Annotated in this window: 15 protein-coding genes; 7 read left to right on the top strand and 8 right to left on the bottom strand. The window is 71.7% G+C overall.

What is annotated here, in order from left to right; translation table 11 throughout:
• Positions 1 to 9: 9 nt before the first annotated feature.
• On the bottom strand, positions 10 to 876 hold the full coding sequence (locus QBL25_RS33785; protein ID WP_409060740.1) for a TetR family transcriptional regulator C-terminal domain-containing protein: 867 nt from the start codon (positions 874 to 876) through the stop codon (positions 10 to 12).
• A 311-nt stretch (positions 877 to 1,187) separates the two neighbouring features.
• Positions 1,188 to 3,140: a beta-N-acetylhexosaminidase family protein gene (locus tag QBL25_RS33780; RefSeq protein ID WP_409060739.1), complete on the bottom strand. Its 1,953-nt coding sequence runs from the start codon at positions 3,138 to 3,140 to the stop codon at positions 1,188 to 1,190.
• 286 nt (positions 3,141 to 3,426) lie between these two features.
• Here QBL25_RS33780 and QBL25_RS33775 point away from each other — a divergent pair, with 286 nt between their 5' ends.
• From QBL25_RS33775 to QBL25_RS33755, 5 genes are all read left to right on the top strand, one after another.
• Positions 3,427 to 4,125 carry a FadR/GntR family transcriptional regulator gene (locus QBL25_RS33775; RefSeq protein ID WP_409060738.1) on the top strand — a complete coding sequence of 233 codons (699 nt, stop codon included), beginning with the start codon at positions 3,427 to 3,429 and terminating at the stop codon, positions 4,123 to 4,125.
• Positions 4,122 to 5,006 carry a creatininase family protein gene (locus tag QBL25_RS33770; protein ID WP_409060737.1) on the top strand — a complete coding sequence of 295 codons (885 nt, stop codon included), beginning with the start codon at positions 4,122 to 4,124 and terminating at the stop codon, positions 5,004 to 5,006. Before QBL25_RS33775 ends, QBL25_RS33770 begins: the two co-directional genes overlap by 4 nt.
• A 102-nt stretch (positions 5,007 to 5,108) precedes the next feature.
• The gene (locus tag QBL25_RS33765) at positions 5,109 to 6,050 is read left to right on the top strand and encodes an alpha/beta hydrolase family esterase (protein ID WP_409060736.1); all 942 of its coding nucleotides are present in this window, start codon (positions 5,109 to 5,111) and stop codon (positions 6,048 to 6,050) included.
• 46 nt (positions 6,051 to 6,096) lie between these two features.
• On the top strand, positions 6,097 to 7,665 hold the full coding sequence (locus tag QBL25_RS33760; protein ID WP_409060735.1) for an AbgT family transporter: 1,569 nt from the start codon (positions 6,097 to 6,099) through the stop codon (positions 7,663 to 7,665).
• A 116-nt stretch (positions 7,666 to 7,781) separates the two neighbouring features.
• On the top strand, positions 7,782 to 10,028 hold the full coding sequence (locus QBL25_RS33755; RefSeq protein ID WP_409060734.1) for a terpene synthase family protein: 2,247 nt from the start codon (positions 7,782 to 7,784) through the stop codon (positions 10,026 to 10,028).
• A 98-nt stretch (positions 10,029 to 10,126) separates the two neighbouring features.
• Here QBL25_RS33755 and QBL25_RS33750 read toward each other — a convergent pair whose 3' ends face one another.
• The 5 genes from QBL25_RS33750 to QBL25_RS33730 form a co-directional block, all read right to left on the bottom strand.
• On the bottom strand, positions 10,127 to 10,984 hold the full coding sequence (locus QBL25_RS33750) for a metallophosphoesterase family protein (RefSeq protein WP_409060733.1): 858 nt from the start codon (positions 10,982 to 10,984) through the stop codon (positions 10,127 to 10,129).
• 82 nt (positions 10,985 to 11,066) lie between these two features.
• Entirely contained in the window at positions 11,067 to 12,716 is a 1,650-nt protein-coding gene (locus QBL25_RS33745) for a cytochrome b (RefSeq protein WP_409060732.1), read from the bottom strand.
• Between the two features lie 111 nt (positions 12,717 to 12,827).
• Positions 12,828 to 13,898 carry an LLM class flavin-dependent oxidoreductase gene (locus QBL25_RS33740; protein ID WP_409060731.1) on the bottom strand — a complete coding sequence of 357 codons (1,071 nt, stop codon included), beginning with the start codon at positions 13,896 to 13,898 and terminating at the stop codon, positions 12,828 to 12,830.
• Positions 13,898 to 14,473 (bottom strand): SRPBCC family protein, encoded by a 576-nt coding sequence (locus tag QBL25_RS33735; protein WP_409060730.1) that lies wholly within the window; start codon positions 14,471 to 14,473, stop codon positions 13,898 to 13,900. Before QBL25_RS33735 ends, QBL25_RS33740 begins: the two co-directional genes overlap by 1 nt.
• Positions 14,474 to 14,564: 91 nt before the next feature.
• On the bottom strand, positions 14,565 to 15,062 hold the full coding sequence (locus QBL25_RS33730; RefSeq protein ID WP_409060729.1) for a winged helix-turn-helix transcriptional regulator: 498 nt from the start codon (positions 15,060 to 15,062) through the stop codon (positions 14,565 to 14,567).
• Between the two features lie 183 nt (positions 15,063 to 15,245).
• On the opposite strand from QBL25_RS33730, the gene QBL25_RS33725 reads away from it, so the two are divergent.
• Positions 15,246 to 16,106, top strand: a complete 861-nt coding sequence (locus tag QBL25_RS33725) for an AAA family ATPase (protein WP_409060728.1) — start codon at positions 15,246 to 15,248, stop codon at positions 16,104 to 16,106.
• The gene (locus QBL25_RS33720) at positions 16,103 to 17,551 is read left to right on the top strand and encodes a vWA domain-containing protein (RefSeq protein WP_409060727.1); all 1,449 of its coding nucleotides are present in this window, start codon (positions 16,103 to 16,105) and stop codon (positions 17,549 to 17,551) included. Before QBL25_RS33725 ends, QBL25_RS33720 begins: the two co-directional genes overlap by 4 nt.
• Positions 17,552 to 17,650: 99 nt before the next feature.
• Here the strand turns inward: QBL25_RS33720 and QBL25_RS33715 are convergent, their stop codons facing one another.
• Positions 17,651 to 17,806 carry a hypothetical protein gene (locus tag QBL25_RS33715; protein WP_409060726.1) on the bottom strand — a complete coding sequence of 52 codons (156 nt, stop codon included), beginning with the start codon at positions 17,804 to 17,806 and terminating at the stop codon, positions 17,651 to 17,653.
• Positions 17,807 to 17,927 lie beyond the last annotated feature (121 nt).

Genomic DNA, 17,927 nt, shown 5'->3' with positions numbered 1-17,927 from the left:
TGGGCGCCGCTAGGAGTGGCGCGCCACGGCGAGCGTCGCGTCCACGTAGACGGTCAGCGCCTCGTGCATGTCGTCGGGGGTCGTGCCGTCGGCGCCCGGGGTGGAGGCGAGCACCTGCGTGGCGAGGCCGTCGATGAGCGCGGTGAGCCGGAGCGCGGCGGACTGCGGATCTACGAGGCGGAACACGCCCTGGTCGACGCCGCGCCGGATCACGTCGGCGACGGTCGAACGCCACTGCCGGTAGTACTCGGCGTGCAGCCGGCCCACGGCGGTGGAGCGGGCGGCCTCCGCCCACAGGTCGAGCCAGACGCTCCACTGCCAGCGCTGCTGCGGGGTGCGGGGGATCTGGAGCTCGATCAGCTGGCGCAGTTCGGCGGCGGCGTCGGCCGCGTCGGCGACACGGGCCGCCCGGCGGGCGGTGTCCTCGTCCATGCACCAGCGGACGGCGGCTTCGAGGAGGTCGTCGCGGCCGGGGAAGTGGTAGTGGATGGCGGCGGTGCTGGTGGCGCAGGCCTCGGCGATGTCCGCGACGCGGACGGCGTGGAATCCGCGCTCGGCCACGAGCCGTACGGTCTCGCGGACGATCTGGAGGGGCCGGCCGCCCTCCGGTGCCGCTGCCGTGCGCTCGCGGCGCGCCTGGGGAGCGGCGGCGTGGGACGCGGGCTGGGCCTGGGTTCCGAGCAGCCACCCCGCGTCCACCCCGCCGGTGTCGGCGATGCGGGCCAGCTCCGCGGCGGTGAAGCGGCGGGTGCCGCCGAGGGAGCGGGACAGCTTGGAGGGGTCCATCACGATCCGCCGGGCGAATTCGCGCTGGGTCGCTCCGGCGTCGGCGATGACTTTGCGGACACGGTCCGCGACCTCGGGGTCTTGCTGCATGGGCGGTCACGCTACCCGGGCATTGCGCTGATCGCAATCTTCGGGGCAGGTCTTTTCCCAGTTGGATGCTGGAATTGCGATCCTGACTGACGCCTCAGTCACAGACACACGCCTCACAGGTGACACACGGGACCAACTGCGTGGGCCGACATGCTCCCGCCCAACCGCTCCCTCTGTGTACGACGGGGATGCGGATGGGCGGGAGAGACCCGCCATGCGGCAGCGGGACGGGACCCCACGGCGAGACGGATCAGCGCCGCCGACACGGATCAGCGGCGGGACGGATCAGCGGCCGGACGGATCAGGTGACGTCAGGTGCGGTCCTTCACCCCGGCGACGAACTCGTCCAGGTAGGGGTCGGCGATCTTCACCGGTCCCAGCTGGTGATGCTCCGCCGGGTCGACCGAGATCGCCCGCGCCCGTCCCGCGAGGGACTCCATCCGCGCACGCTCCCGCGCCGCATCGGCGTCGTCCCCCCGCTCGGCCGCGGACAGCGCCGCGAGTCCGTGCCGCATCGCGCCACCCCACAGCTCCGTCGCGTCGAGCCACTGCTTCGCGTCGTGGAGGAACTGCTGGTCAGGCAGCCCGGCCCGCAGCACCGCGGGGACCTTCTCGATCTCCCGGGCGGTGGGCCGCAGCGCCCGAACCGCCCCGGCGGGATCACTCTCGTACCGCTTCCAGAACGCGTCCAGCCTCGGGCCGAGGACCGGGGACTGCGGCTGCCAGTTCGACTCGCCGAACGTGGGCGCCGCGTGGTTGAGGTCCACGAACGTCCGCACCGCGGCGGCGACCCGCTCGTCGCCCCCGGCGAGGTACAGCGCCGCCTGCCGGCCCGACCGCGCCCGGTCGTACCCGCGGTCGTTCCAGGAGAAGTCGTTCATGGTGAAGACGGCGAGCTTGCTGGCCCCCTCCTGGTTCATCGGGTTGGAGACGATGCCGCTGAGGTGGCCGGACAGACCGGGTTCGCGCTTGTCGTAGGGCGCGAGCAGCAGTCGCCCCGTCGTCCGCGCGAAGTCGTTCACCGGGTAGTTGTCCCAGACGAACACCTTCCGCCCGAAGAGCTCGGCGGCCTTCTCCGCCTGGGCGTTCGTGATCTCCGGCGGGACCACGTCCGTGCCGGTCCACATCACTTCCACGGCGCCGTCGAGGTCGGCCCGCATCGTCTGCTTGTACGCGGTGTCCGTGAGGTCCCCGTACTCCGTGGGCACCATCTGCAACGGGTTGGCGCCCTCGTGCTCCGCGATGAACTCGCCCTGGACGGTGTTGAGGAGCCCCACCTGCGCCTTCGCCGCGGGCCCGCGCCCGGGCTCGCCGAACTTCGCCTTGTCCGCGTCGCAGTTCCACTTGGTGTAGCTGATGTCGTCCAGCGGCACCGAGAAGGACCGCACCCCGAGGTCGTACATCGCCTGGAGCTTCGCCGTCAGCGCCTTGACGTCCGCCGGGTCGGAGTAACAGATCGAGCCGCCCGGGGAGACGGCGAACGTGAAGCGCACGTGGTTGGCCGTCGCGCGCTCGACCAGCTTGCCCAGCTCGGCGCGCTTGTCCGCCGGGTACGGCTCGCGCCACTTCTCCCGGTGGTAGGGGTCGTCCTTGGGCGCGTAGACGTACGTGTTGGCCTTGGTGTCGCCCAGGAAGTCCAGCTGGTCGAGGCGTTCGCCCTCGGTCCAGGGCGGCCCGTAGAACCCTTCGATGCTGCCGCGCAGCGGCATGGACGGGAAGTCGGAGACCGCGGCCCCCGCGATCCGCCCCCGGGAGACGAGCTGGCCCAGGGTCTGCGCGGCGTAGAACTGCCCGGTGGCGTCCTTGCCCCCGAGCGCGACGGTGCGGTGCGTGACCCGCAGCGCGTAGCCCTCCGCCTGCTGCGGCACCTGCGTCCCGCCGAGCGCCTTCGCCAGGTCGGGCCGGTTCGCCGGGCCGAGCAGCACGGTCAGCGGGGCACGGCCCGACGCCTTGGCCCGTACGTCGATGTCACGCACCCCGTGGGCGCGCAGGATCTCGGTGACCCGGCTCCGTGCCGCCTCGTCCGTGTCGTCGCCGACGACGAGTTCGGCGCGCCGGGCGAGCGGCACGTCGTCGCCCGCCCGGGTCATGTGCTGCGGGGTCGGGGAGACGACGGGGAGGGTGCGGGCCACGGTCTCTTCCTGCGCGGCCTTCCCCTGGACCGATGCGGGTGCGGCCACCGCGGCAGGTGCCGACGGGACGGCGAGAACGGCCAGCGCGAGGAGCGCCGTTCGCGGTCTGAGCGTGCGGGTGGGGCGGGGCATGGAACCTCCCGGGCTTCGGGTTGGTGTGCGGGGCGTCAGGTTGGCAACGTTGTCTGCGGACAGGGGTGGTTGCCGACGGCCGGCGCGGCCACCGAGCGAAAGCGCTTGCGCGCCAGCAGGCTAGATCGAGAAAGATGCCCCATACAAGGGGGCGTGGGAGATCCAAGGAGGCGTAGGACGTTCACATTCCGCTGCCGTCACGGCCATGGGCGCCACGCTCATTCGCGTCGCGGCCATTGGCGTCAGAGCCATTGACCACCAAGAGACCAAGTGATTTATTCACTTCATGAGTTACGGCAGTCAACCCTCCCTGTCCGAGCGCCTCGCGGACGACATAGTCGAGATCATCCGCACCGAACGCCTCACCCCCGGCGACGCGCTGGCCTCCTCCCGCGAACTGGCCCGCCGCTTCGAGGTGACCACGCCGACCGTGCGCGAGGCGCTGCGCAGACTGGAGGCCACCGGAGTGGTGGAGTTCCGGCACGGGTCGGGGACGTACGTGGGGCCGGGCGTGGACCGCAGGCTCCTGGCCAACCCGCACCAGCCGCGCAGCGACCGCGCCTCGGTCCTGGAGCTGGTCGGGGCCCGCCTCGTCCTGGAACCGGCGATCGCGGCGGCTGCCGCACACCACCAGGAGGCCGACGGCGTACGGCAGTTGGAGCTGGCCACGGGCAACGCCCTGCTGCCGCCCGAGGAGTCCCTGCGCCAGTCCGTGCACTTCCACGTGGCGCTCGCCGAGGCGAGCGGCAACACGCTGCTCCGGGAAGCGGTCGAGGCCCTGCTGCACGTCAGGGCACGTGAACAGGTGGAGATCCGGCACCGCTACAACGACCGCGAGCGCGACCACGCCGAACACGTGGAGATCTACGAGGCGGTACGGTCCGGCGACGCGACGGCGGCGGAGCGGCTGACCCGCGAGCACCTGACGTCGATCCGCGAGGCGGTACTGGCGGCGGACTTCCCGGAAGGGGACGACGCCCGATGAGCGACACCTCCACGCAGTACGGATCCGGCGGCGCGGCGGACTCTCCCGCGCGCCACGGGGCACCGGACACCACCGATGCGTCGGACCGTGCCGCCCGCCCGCGATATCCGCAACACCCCTACCGCCTGGGCGAGATGACCACTGTGGAGGCCGCCGCCGCGGTCCGCGCCAGTCCGCTCGTCATCATCCCCGCGGGCGCCTTCGAGCAGCACGGGCCCGGGATGCCGCTGGCCACCGACACCATCCGGGCCGAGCACGTCGCCGACCTGGTCGCCGCCCGACTCGCCGGGCGGGCCGTCGTCGGGCCCTCGCTCGGCATCGGGGTCTCCCCGCACCACCTGGCCTTCGCCGGGACGGTGAGCCTGTCCACGGGGACGCTGGCGGCGCTCGTCCGTGACTACGTCGACAGCCTGCACCGGCACGGCTGGCGGGACATCCTCGTGATCACGGGGCACGGCGGCAACAACGCCACGCTGACCACCGTCGCCCAGGACCTGCTCGTCACCCACCCCGGCCTGCGGTTCGCCTGGACCCCGCTGACCTCACTCGCCCCGGACGCCGTCGCGGCGATGCGGCCCAGCGAGGTCCACGGCCATAGCGGGGAGGCGGAGACCGCCCAAATGCTGCACCTGGCACCGGAGTTGGTCCACCGCGAACGGCTCGCCCCGGGGTCCGTCACCCACCGCGACCTCGACCCCCTCTCCCGGCTCGCACGCCGTGGCGGCCACCCCGCCCTGACCGTGCCGTACGACCGGCTCAGCCCCAACGGCGTACTCGGCGACCCTCGCCGTGCCACGCCCGCGGACGGCCGGGCGATCGTCGACGCCGCCGTCCACCGCATCGTCACCTTCGCCAAGGAGTGGCTGGACCTGCCCGCCTGACCCCGCGTCACCCAACGACACCCCCTCCTCCCCCTCCCTCCCCGCCCTCTCCCCTCTGTCAGCCGTCCGCGCGCCCCGCGCCGTCGGCGGAAGGAGCCTGCCTTGAAACGCGTACTGTCCCGCACGGCCGCCTCTGTCATCGCCGGTCTCACCCTGCTCGCCGTGGCGGGCCCCGCCTCCCCCGCCCACGCCGGCACCCGCACCCCCGGCTGCCGCCAGGCCGCGCCGCAGCCGCCCGGCACCACCGCCCCGCACACCCTCACCAGCGGCGGCCTGACCCGGACCTACCAGCTCCACCTGCCGAAGGAGTACACGGGAGACCGCTCCTGGCCCGTGGTCCTCGCCTTCCACGGGCGCGGCAACACCGGTGGCGGCACCGAGGAGTTCAGCAAGCTCTCGGCCCTGCCCGCGATCGTCGCCTACCCGGAGGGTGTCGTCGGCACCGGCGACGGGCAGCGGCAGGCCTGGCAAGGCGCCCCGTACGCGGCACCCGGGGTGGACGACGTGGCCTTCACCGGGGACCTGCTCGATTCCCTGGAGAGCCGCCTCTGCGTGGACCGGCGGCGGGAGTACGCCACCGGGAAGTCCAACGGCGCGGGGTTCACCGCGCTCCTCGCCTGCCGGATGTCCGACCGGATCGCCGCTATCGCCCCCGTCGCCGGCGCCTTCTACCCCGGCACCGGCGAGAACTGCCGCCCCTCGCGACCGGTCCCGGTCATCGACTTCCACGGCACCGGCGACGCCACCATCCCGTACGCCGGTGACCCCGACCGCGGCCTTCCCGCGCTCCCCGCCCAGCTCGCCACCTGGGCCGACCGGAACGGCTGCCGCACCCGCACGCCGGACCGGGCCACCGCGCCCGACCTCACCGAGTTCCGCTGGACCGACTGCGCACGCGGCGCCGACGTCCGCCACGTGGCCGTCACGGACGGCGGGCACACCTGGCCCGGAGCCGACAGCTACAGCGGCGGCGGATACACGACCCAGAGCATCGAGGCACACGAGGTCCTGTGGAGCTTCCTCCGCCGTCACCCCCTGCGCTGAACCCGCGCGCCCCGCCCCCTCCCCACCCCTTCCCCGCGGAGCCGCCATGTCTTCCCCGCCCCCCGCCCTGCCGGACGCGCCACCTCCACCACCGGGCGAGCCCCCGCTCCCCCGCATCGTCCGCGCGATGGCCGTCGTCGAGCGCGCCGGGAACGCGCTGCCGCACCCCTTCTGGCTGTTCTGGATCCTGTCCGGCGTGCTCGCCGTCATCAGCGCGGTCCTCGTCGGCTTCGACGTCTCCGTCATGTCGCCGGGCGACGGCAAGCGCGTGGCCGTACGGAGCCTGCTCAGCGGGGACGGGCTCGCGATGGCCGTCTCGACGATGGTCGAGAACTTCGCCGCGTTCCCGCCGATGGCGACCATCGTGGTGGTCATCATGGGGGTCGCGGTCGCCGAACGCAGCGGATTCCTGGCCGCGTTGATGAAGGTCGGCGTCTCCCGCGTGCCCGCCTCATGGGTCGTCTTCGCCGTCGCCTTCGCGGGCACGGTCGCGCATGTCGCCTCGGCCGCCGCCTACGTCATCCTCGTACCGCTCGGCGGGCTCGCGTTCCGCGCGGTGGGCCGCTCCCCCGTCCTCGGCGTCGTCGTCGCCTACACCGCCATCGCCTCCGGCTACGACGCGAGCCCCGTGCCGACGCCGAACGACGCCATCTTCGCCGGGATCACCACGGCCGCCGCGAAGACGGCAGGCGGCGACGACGCCTACGTGTCGCCGCTGAGCAACTGGTTCTTCAACATCGCCTCCTCCCTCCTGCTCGCCGCCGTCATCACGCTCGTCACCCGCTACGTCCTGAGCAAGCGCCCCGACCTCGACGCCGATCCGGACGCGGACCTCGACGACATCGGCGCGCTCCGCCTCAGCGACCGCGAGCGCTCGGCCCTGCGCCGGGCGGGCGTCACCTTCCTGGTGGCTGTCGCGGCCCTGACCGCGGCCGTCGTACCGGCCTCCTCCCCGCTGCGCGGCGCGGGCGGCAGCATCGTCGAGTCACCGCTCCTGGACGGCATCGCGGCCATCGTCGCGTTCCTCTTCGCGCTCGTCGGCATCGTCTACGGGGCCCGGTCCGGGTCCGTGCGCACACCCGGGGACGTGCCGAGGCTGATGGCCGAGGAGGTCAGGCAGATGGCTCCGGTACTCGTCCTGTTCTTCGCGATCGCCCAGTTCCTCGCCTACTTCGACTGGACGCACATCGGCGACGTCCTGGCCGTCAGGGCGGCCGAGGTGCTCGAACACAGCCGACTGCCCATCGTGGTGGTCTTCTTGCTCATCCTGCTGCTCCTGACCGTCGTGAACGTCATGGTCACCAGCGGGTCCGCGATGTGGGCGCTGGCCGCACCCGTCCTCGTACCGATGCTGATGCTCGTGGACGTGCCGGCCGAGACCACGCAGGCGCTCTTCCGGATCGCCGACTCCGGTTCGACGGCCATCACGCCCATGAGCCCGTACTTCGTGATGGCGCTCGGCTTCCTCCAGCGCTACCGCAAGTCGGCGGGGCTCGGGACGCTCGCCTCGTACACGCTGCCGCTCGCCGTCGCCATGACTGTGGCCTGGACGCTGCTGTTCCTCGCCTGGTGGGCGCTGGGCGTCCCGCTCGGTCCCGGGGCACCCGTGCGGTGATGTTTGAACGCCGCCGGTCACGTAATGGTGTGACGCTCCGGCGGCGGCCGCATCGGCCGTCCTCGCCCGGGTAGTGCTCCGCTGCCCGTAAGCCACCGTCGCGAGGAGAACGCCGTATGTCGCAGCCCTTTGAACTGCCCAGCTTCTACATGGTGCATCCCGCGAGCCTCAACCCCCATGTGGAAGAGGCGAGGGAGCACTCCGGGAAGTGGGCACGTGACATGGGGATGCTGGAGGGGTCGGGCGTCTGGGAGCAGCGTGACCTGGACGCCCATGACTACGCGCTGCTGTGCGCGTACACCCATCCCGACTGTGACGCGGACGCGCTGTCCCTGGTCACCGACTGGTACGTGTGGGTGTTCTTCTTCGACGACCACTTCCTTGAGCTGTTCAAGCGGACCCAGGACCGCGAGGGCGGCAAGGCCTATCTCGACCGGCTGCCCGCGTTCATGCCGATGGACCTCTCCGCGCCCGTGCCGGAGCCCACGAATCCGGTCGAGGCGGGGCTGGCGGACCTGTGGGCGCGGACCGTGCCGTCCATGTCGCGCGACTGGCGGGCGCGGTTCGCCGAGAGCACGGAGAACCTGCTCAACGAGTCCCTGTGGGAGCTCTCGAACATCAACGAAGGCCGGATCGCCAACCCCGTCGAGTACATCGAGATGCGCCGCAAGGTGGGCGGAGCGCCCTGGTCGGCGGGGCTCGTCGAGTACGCGACGGGGGCGGAGGTGCCGGCGGCCGTCGCGGACGAGCGGCCGCTGCGCGTGCTCAAGGAGTCCTTCTCCGACGCCGTCCACCTGCGCAACGACCTCTTCTCGTACCAGCGGGAGATCGAGGACGAGGGCGAGCTGTCCAACGGCGTGCTCGTCCTGGAGAAGTTCCTCGGCTGCACCACGCAGGAGGCGGCGGACGCCGTGAACGATCTCCTGACCTCACGGATGCAGCAGTTCGAGACCACGGCGCTGACCGAACTCGCGCCGCTCTTCGCGCGGACCGGGCTGGCGCCGGAGGAGTGCGCGGACGTCCTCGCGTACGCCAAGGGGCTCCAGGACTGGCAGTCCGGCGGGCACGAGTGGCACATGGTGTCCAGCCGCTACATGAACAAGGGCGGTGCCGCGCGCTCGCCGCTCGACGGTCCCAGCGGGCCCGGCACGTCCACCGCCGGGGTGAAGGCGCTGATCGCGGCCACGGGTGCGGAGCGGTTGCGCGGGTACACGCACGTCCCCTTCCGGCGGGTGGGGCCGTCCCGGCTGCCCGATTTCGACCTGCCGTTCGAGGCCCGGCTCTCGCCGCATCTGGCGGCGGCGCGGCCCCGGGCCGTGGAGTGGGCGGCGCGCATGGGGATGCTCGAACCGCAGCCGGGGGTGCCGGGTTCGGACATCTGGGACGAGCTCAAGCTGTACGGCTACGACTTCCCGCTCTGCTCGGCGGGCATCGACCCGGACGCGGATCTCACGGCGCTGGACCTGAGCTCGCACTGGCTGACCTGGGGGACGTACGGGGACGACTACTTCCCGGCGGTCTTCGGCAGGCCCCGAGATCTCGCGGGGGCGAAGCTCTGCAACGACCGGCTCTCGCTCTTCATGCCGCTGGACCTCGCCGCCGTGCCTACGCCGGTGAACGCGATGGAGCGGGGCCTGGCGGACCTGTGGATCCGCACGGCGGGGCCGATGGACGAGGAGGCGCGCCGCACGCTGCGTACGGCCGTCGAGGTCATGACGGCCAGCTGGCTCTGGGAGCTGGACAACCAGGCGCAGAACCGCGTCCCCGATCCCGTCGACTACATCGAGATGCGCCGTCTCACCTTCGGCTCCCCGCTCACGATGAGCCTGTGCCGCCTCGGCCACGGCCCGCGGGTCCCCCAGGAGATCTACCGGACGGGGCCCCTGCGGAACCTGGAGAACGCGGCCGCCGACTACGCGGCCCTGATGAACGACGTCTTCTCGTACCAGAAGGAGATCGAGTACGAGGGCGAGGTCCACAACGGCATCCTCGTCGTGCAGAACTTCTTCGGCTGCGACTACCCGACGGCGCTCGGCATCATCGACGACCTGATGAGGTCACGCCTGAGCCAGTTCCAGCACGTGGCGACCCAGGAACTCCCCCTCCTGTACGAGGACTTCGCGCTCCCCCAGGAGACACGGGACATCCTGGACGGCTATGTGCACGAGCTGGAGAACTGGATGACGGGCATCCACACCTGGCACCGCGACTGCCACCGCTACCGAGAGGAATCCCTGACCCACCGCCCCCCACACCCCCCGACAGGCTTCGGCATGGCAGCGGTACGCCCGGACTGGCTGGCGGAATTCGCCCTGGCAGCAGACCGCCAGCTGGAGGAGTCGTTGGGAGGGGGGCGGGGGTGAGGGGGCGGGGGTGAGGGGGCGGGGGTGAGGGGGCGGGGGTGAGGGGGCGGGGGTGAGGGGGCGGCCGGCCCGGGCTGGGCCGGCCGCGCTCCGGCTGACTAGGTGGCGGGGGGTGGGGGGAGGATTTGGTGGAGGTGGGGGTTCGGGTGTTTTTCTCGGTGCCATTCCCTGGGGTAGCCGACCGAGACCTCCTGGAAGCGGACGCCGTCGTGCCAGGTGGTGCGGGGGATGTGGAGGTGGCCGTAGACGACCGCCGTCGCGTCGTACTTCACGTGCCAGTCGGCGGTCCGTTCCGTGCCGCACCACAGGGCGAACTCGGGGTAGTGCAGGACCCGGGTGGGGTGACGCACCATCGGCCAGTGGTTGATCAGGACCGTGGGCAGGCCGGGCGTGCGGCGGGCCAGCATGTCCTCGGTGAACGCGACGCGGGCGCGGCACCAGTCGTCGCGCCCCGGGTACGGGTCGGGGTGCAGCAGCACCTCGTCCGTGCAGACGACGCCCGCCTCGTGCGCCGCCCTCAGCGCCTCGCTCTTCGAGTGCGTGCCCTCGGGGCGGAACGTGTAGTCGTAGAGCAGGAACAGCGGGGCCACCGTGGCGGGACCGCCCTCGCCGCGCCAGACCGGGTAGGGGTCCTCGGGGGTCGCCGCGCCCAAGGAGCGGCACAGATCGACGAGATGGCGGTAACGGGCCTCGCCCCGCAGCTGGTTCGGGTCGTTGCGCGGCGTCCACAGTTCGTGGTTCCCCGGCGTCCACACCACCTTGGCGAAACGCTCGGTGAGGGTGCGCAGCGCCCACTCGACGTCGGCCATGCGCTCGGCGGTGTCCCCCGCGACGATCAGCCAGTCCCCGTCGGTCTCCGGGCGCAGGGACTCGAGGAACTTCCGGTTGTCGTCGTACGCGACGTGCAGGTCGCTGATCGCCCACAACTTCGGCTTCTTCTCGGGTACTTGTGTCACTCCGTGAGGCTAACCGGAGAGCTGATCGCGCGGGGCACGATCAGCTCCCTTCGGCGCGCCCGGGCGCGGAGTCGGTCCGCCGTCAGTGGTGCCCGTGCCCGCCGCCCCGCTGGATCTCCAGGTACTCCTCGGGCGTCGCCTTGGGCACCTGCGCCGACGGCCCGAACATAGCCCGCCCCAGCCGGGCCCGCAGCCGCTCGCCCCGGGTGACCTTGCGGGCCACGCCGTGCTCGTCGACGACCGGACCGATCTCGTACGGCTTGGGCTGCTCGTGGGCGGTCAGCTTGTACAACTCGCCCTGCGAAAGGGGCTCGTGGACCTCCACGTACTCACCGTGCGGCAGGCGTTTGATCGTGCCGCTCTCCCGGCCGTGCAGCGCCTTCTCGCGGTCGCGGTGCTGTAGCCCCATGCACCATCGATGGGTCACGAAGAAGGCGAGCACCGGCCCGGCGAAGACGGCGATCCGCACGAACCAGGTGATCGCGTTGATGGAGAGATGGAACTGCGTGGCCCAGATGTCGTTGCCGCCGCCGATCATCAGGACGCCGAACAGCGTCAGCCACGCCACCCCGAGTCCCGTGCGCACCGGCGCGTTGCGGGGCCGGTCCGCGATGTGGTGCTCGCGTTTGTCGCCGGTGATCCAGGCCTCGATGAACGGATAGGCGCCGATCGCCGCCAGGATCAGCGGGAAGAGCATGAACGGGATGAAGACGCCCAGCTCGGCCGTGTGCCCCCAGAAGTTGATCTCCCAGGTGGGCATCACCCGGATGAGCCCCTCGGAGAAGCCCAGATACCAGTCGGGTTGAGCGCCGGTGGAGACGAGATCCGGCCGGTAGGGCCCGATCACCCACACGGGGTTGATGGTCGCGACCGCGCCCATGAGCGCCAGGACACCGAAGACGAGGAAGAAGAAGCCGCCCGCCTTGGCGACGTAGATGGGCAGGAAGGGCGCCCCGACCACGTTCTTCTCGGTCTTTCCGGGCCCCGCGAACTGGGTGTGCTTGTGGTAGAAGACCAGGATCAGATGGGCCACGACGAGCCCCAGCATGATCCCCGGCAGCAGCAGCACGTGCACGCTGAAGAGCCGCGGAATGATGGCGTCCCCCGGGAACTCCCCGCCGAAGAGGAAGAAGGAGAGGTACGTCCCCACGATCGGGATGGACAGGATCGCACCCTGCGCGAACCGGATGCCGGTGCCCGAGAGCAGGTCGTCCGGAAGCGAGTAGCCGGTGAGGCCGGTGATGATCCCGAGGAACAGGAGCGTCCAGCCGAACAGCCAGTTGACCTCGCGCGGCTTGCGGAACGCGCCGGTGAAGAACACCCGCATCATGTGCACGAGCATGGCGGCGACGAAGACGAGCGCGGCCCAGTGGTGGATCTGCCGGATCAGCAGGCCGCCGCGCACCTCCATGCTGATGTCGACGGTGGACTCGAACGCCCGGGTCATCTGGATGCCCTTGAGCGGCGTGTACACGCCGTCGTAGACGACCTCGGAGCCGCTCGGTTCGAAGAAGAGCGTCAGCCAGACGCCCGTGAGGATCAGGATCAGGAAGCTGTAGAGGCAGATCTCGCCGAACATGAAGGACCAGTGGTCAGGAAAGATCTTGCGCATCTGGCTCTTGGCCAGGGTGTGGATACCGAGGCGGCCGTCCGCCCAGTCGGCGACCCGCTCCCCCTTGCCGGCCGGGGCCGGTCGTTTGCTGTCCCGGGTGTGCTCGAAACTTCCGCTCATTCGGCTACCCCCCTCAGGCGGCTACCAGGTTAGATCAGGGGGAGGCGGAGCCAACAGGCCGCCACGCGGCGGTAGTTCCCCATTCCCGCCGCGCCCCGCTGCGGCAGTTCCCTACTCCCGCCCCGCCACCTCCCGCTCCTCCACCTCCCGCACCAGCTCGATGGCCCGTCCCAGGGTCGTGAGCCGCGCCTCCAGGCTGTCGCCCGCCGGATAGAAGCGAACCGTGTTCACGCCCGCCGTGCGCCACACCCTCAGCCGGTCGCGGACCATGTCCTCCGTGCCGATGAGGGTGGTGGCGAGGACCATCTCGTCGGTGACCAGGCCGGCGGCGCCGTCCCGGTCGCCGGACTGCCAGCGGGTGCGGACCTCCGCCGCGATGTCGGCCCAACCCTGCCTGCTGTAGGCGTTGTTGTAGTAGTTGGTGCTGGCGGAGCCCATGCCGCCCAGGCTGAAGGCGAGCTCCTTCTTGCGGCTCGCGACCATCGTGCGCAGGGCGTCCTCGTCCTCGGCGAAGGCCACTTCGGCGCCCTGGCAGATGTTCAGCTCCCCCCGGGTGCGGCCGGAAGCGGCCAGGCCCGCGTCGAGGTGGTCGAAGTAGGCCTCCTTCGCGCCCTCGGGGACGAAACTGGTGCCCAGCCAGCCGTCCGCGATCTCTCCGGTCAGGCGGAGCATCTTGGGCGAGAGGGTGGCGAGGTAAATGGGGAGTTCGTGCTCGGCGCGCATGGACAGACGCATCGGCTTCGCCTCGCCGCCGGGCAGCGGCAGGGTGAACTCCCGGCCCGCGTACGAGATTTTTCCGCCCGTGGCCGCCTGGCGGATGATCTCCACGGTCTCCCGCATACGGGTCAGCGGCCGAGCGAACGGCACACCGTGCAGGCCTTCGATCACCTGCGGCCCCGACGCGCCGAGCCCGAGGAGGAAACGGCCGTCGGAGATGTTCGAGAGGGTGATCGCCGCGCGGGCGATGGCCGCGGGGGTCCGGGTCGCGAGCTGGATGATGCCGGAGCCGAGCAGCAAGCGTTCGGTGCGGGCGGCCAAGTAACCGAGCGGGGAAGGCGCTTCGGAGCCCCAGGCCTCCGCCACCCAGCAGATGTCCATCCCCAGCTTCTCGGCCTCGGTGACGAAGTCGACCGTCTCCCGCCAGTTCGCCCCGGACGCCTCGACGGTCGTCGACGTACGCATCACGCGCCCGCCTCTCCGAAAGCGACCCCTTCGGCCCCAGGAGCGACGCCCCCGCCTCCGGGAGCCGCCCCCTCGGCCAGCTTCTTGATCGCGTCCAGCGTGGCCGTCATGTTCTGCTCGAACTCCCGCATCCGTACGTACACGATCTTCTGCTCCTTCTCCGGCATCCGGTCGATGGCGTACGACAGCCCCGAGCGGCCCGGGCCCATCTGCATCCACTGGGTCAGCTCGGTGCCGCCGTCGTCCGTCGCCGCGAGGGTGAACCGCCAGACGGCGCTCGGCCGTTCGGGGTCCTCGACCGCCCAGGCGAACACGCGCGGGGCCGCGCACTCCACGACGTACGACGTGGTCTGCCAGGCGCCGAGCGACGGGTGCTCGCTGCGGCCGGCGAACCGGGCGCCGGGCACGGGCCAGGTCGCCCCGTCCAGCCACTCGACCGACCGCAGCTCCGCGCTCAGCGCGGGCATCAGGCCGATGTCGGAGACGAGCTCCCACACGCGTTCGGGTGACGCGGCGATCCGTGTGCGCACCTCGACCGTCGGCCTGTCCGCGTAGCGCGCGCCTGTCCACTCCATCGTGGTTCGCCTCTCTGTAGTCGCTGACCACGAGAGTTGCGTAGATAGACTCACTCGTCAAGGGTTGAGCCCCCGACGGTGACGCGGGGATTCAGCGGGTGAAGCGCTCCCGGATGTCCGGCCGTTCGGCGAGCCGCGCCGGGTAGCCGGGGCCGAGCCGCGGATGCGTGTCGGCGGCCGACATCGGCTCCTTGCAGTGGCCGCAGACCACCTCGGCCTCGCTCTCGTGCCCGCAGCGGTCGTGCTCGAAGACGACCGGCGCGCCCTCGTCGCCGCTCAGCCAGCGGTTGCCCCAGCTGTTCATCACGGCGAGCACGCCGAAGAAGTCGCGGCCCTTCTCGGTGAGCACGTAGTCGTAGCGCACCGGCTCGCTCTGGTAGGCGCGCTTCTCCATGAGGCCCTCGTCGACCAGGCGGCGCAGCCGGTCGGTCAGGGTGTTGCGCGCGATGCCCAGCTCCTGCTGGAAGACGTCGAACCGCTTGATCCCGTAGAACGCCTCGCGCAGCACCAGCGGCGTCCACCAGTCGCCCAGCAGATCCATGGTGCGCGCGATGGAGCAGGGCCAGTCGGCAAAGGAGGTCCGCCTCATGCCGCAAGGATACGAGAAAGACCGCCGGGCCCGGTGGGTCTCGGAACGGGACTCAGCAGACCGCGGTGGGTGCCGGCGCCACCACGTGACGTTCGACGCAAACGCGGCGCCCCCGTTGTGGAGCGGCCCGGAGGACTGATCGAGTGCAACCGTCACCTCGTACCCGCAAGGCCGGAGGCCCCGTTGCTCTTCACATCCGTGGACGATGTCGCCACCCGGCTCGCCGGGACGGGATATCTGGCCTCGACGGCCGTCGCCACCACCGTCTTCCTGGCCGACCGGCTCGGCAAGCCGCTGCTCGTGGAGGGCCCCGCGGGCGTCGGCAAGACCGAGCTCGCCAAGGCCGTCGCCGAGGTGGCGGACGCCCGGCTCGTCCGGCTCCAGTGCTACGAGGGCGTGGACGAGTCCCGCGCGCTCTACGAGTGGAACCACGCCAAGCAGCTCCTGCGCATCACCGCGGGGCGCGACGAGACCTGGGACGAGACGCGCACGGACATCTTCAGCGAGGAGTTCCTGCTGCCGCGCCCGCTGCTGACCGCCATCCGCGGCAGCGAGCCGAAGGTGCTCCTCATCGACGAGACCGACAAGGCGGACGTCGAGGTGGAGGGGCTGCTCCTGGAGGTCCTGAGCGACTTCCAGGTCACGGTCCCGGAGCTCGGCACCATCACCGCGACACGCCGCCCCTTCACCGTCCTCACCTCGAACGCGAGCCGCGAGCTGTCCGAGGCGCTGCGCCGCCGCTGCCTCTTCCTCCACATCGGTTTCCCCGACGAGGAGTTGGAGCGCCGCATCGTGCGTCTGAAGGTGCCCGGACTCGACGAGGCGCTGGCCCGGTCCGTCGTCCGTGTGGTCGGCGCGCTGCGCGCGATGGACCTGCGGAAGGTGCCGTCGGTCGCGGAGACCATCGACTGGGCCCGTACGCTCCTCGCGCTCGGCGCCGACTCCCTGGACGAGGACGTCGTGCGCGACAGCCTCGGCGTCGTCCTCAAGCACCAGGAGGACGTGCTGAAGGCGGCGGCCAAGCTGGATCTGGACGCCGTGTGACCGCGCCGGCCACCGGGGTTCCGGAGCGGCTCACCGCGCTCGTACAGGCACTGCGCGCGCACGGGATCCGGATCGGTACGGGCGAGACGGTGGACGCCGGGCAGGCGATCGAGGCCCTCGGTCTGGCCGACCGGGAGCGGGTGCGGGAGGGGCTGGCCGCGGCGCTGCTGCACGGCGAGGGGCAGCGGCCGGTGTTCGACCCCGTCTTCGACCTGTACTTCCCGCGCGGCGTCGGCGCTCCGGACGTACGCGCGGGCTCCGGTCCCGGGTCCGCCCCGGGCCGGGAGTTCGACCGGGACGATCTACGCGACCGGCTCGCCGCCGCGCTCGCCGCCAACGACCGGGCGCTGCTCGCCCAGTTGGCGGCCGAGGCGGTCGACGGCATGGGCGGGTACGGGACGCGGCCGGGCTCGGGGGGTACCGGCGGCTCGGACGGCTGGTCCTCGCACCAGACGCTGTCCCGGCTCCGCCCGGAGACGCTGCTGGCGCGCGTCCTGGCCGGCATGCGCCGGGGAGCGGCCGAGAGCGGCTCCGCGGGCGAGGGCGGCTCCCCGGGCGAGGGCGGGTTCACCGACCGCCTCGCCGCCGACGAGATCCGCCGCCGTATCGAGAGCTTCCGCGACGAGGTGCGCACCGAGGCGCGGCGGCGCATCGCCGAGCGGCGCGGCGCGGACGAGATCGCGCGGCGGGCCATCGCCCCGACCGCCGACCGGGTCGACTTCCTCGTCGCGGGCCGCGCGCAGCTAGACGAACTGCGCAGGGCGGTCCAGCCGCTGGCCCGCAAACTGGCGACACGCCTGGCCGCGCGCCGCCGTCGCGCCGCCCGTGGCCAGATCGACCTGCGCAGGACCCTGCGCGGTTCGCTGTCGACGGGCGGCATCCCGATGCGCCCGGTCCTGCGGCGCCGCCGCCCGGCGCGCCCCGAGCTGGTCCTCCTGTGTGACGTGTCGGGCTCGGTGGCGGGCTTCGCCCACTTCACGATGCTGCTGGTCCAGGCGCTGCACGACCAGTTCAGCAAGGTGCGGGTCTTCGCGTTCGTCAACCGCGTCGACGAGGTGACCGACCTCATCGCGCGCGGCACGGCCGACCCCGAGGGCCTGAGCGGCCGCATCATCTCGGGAGCGGCGGTCACCGGCTACCACGGCAGCAGCGACTACGGCTCCTCCCTCGGCGAGTTCACCGAGCGCTACGCCGACGCGGTCACCTCGCGCTCCACGGTCTTCGTGCTCGGAGACGCCCGCACGAACATGAGCGACCCGAACATCCCGGCCTTGCGCACGCTCGCCTCGCGCGCCCGCAAGGTGTACTGGCTCAACCCGGAACGCCGGGCCCAGTGGCAGACGGGCGACTCGGCGGCGGGCACGTACGCCGGCCTGGTGGACATGCACGAGTGCCGCAACGCCCACCAACTCAGCACCCTGATCGCCCACCTCCTGCCCATCTGAACCCCCAGTCCCGCCGCGCGCTTGCGGGCCGGCGGGCCCCGGGGCCCGGGCGGGCCCCGGGGCCCGGGAGGGCCCCGGGTCCTCGGCTTCTGGGTCATGTCAGCGGGCGAACCAGCTCGCGCCCGCGAGCGGTCCCACGACCGCGGCGGCCAGGGCGACCAGGCGGTACGGCACCTGCTGGATCGTCACGCTCATGCCACCGATGCGCAGTTCGAAAAACGGCGGAGTGGGCGACTGGGTGTTCTTGGAGCTCATCTGCGGTCCCTCCGGGGAGTCGGAAAACGACGAAGCCCCGCCTGCTTGAGGCGGGGCTTCGACTGGTGGTGGTGCCATGGACCCCTGAGGACGGTCACGCGGTTGCCCGGTCACCGGCCCT

The organism is Streptomyces sp. SYP-A7185 (assembly GCF_046103685.1).
GTDB lineage: Bacteria > Actinomycetota > Actinomycetes > Streptomycetales > Streptomycetaceae > Streptomyces.
The sequence above is the reverse complement of the archived record's forward strand: the minus strand, read 5'-3'. Positions and strand labels throughout refer to the sequence as shown.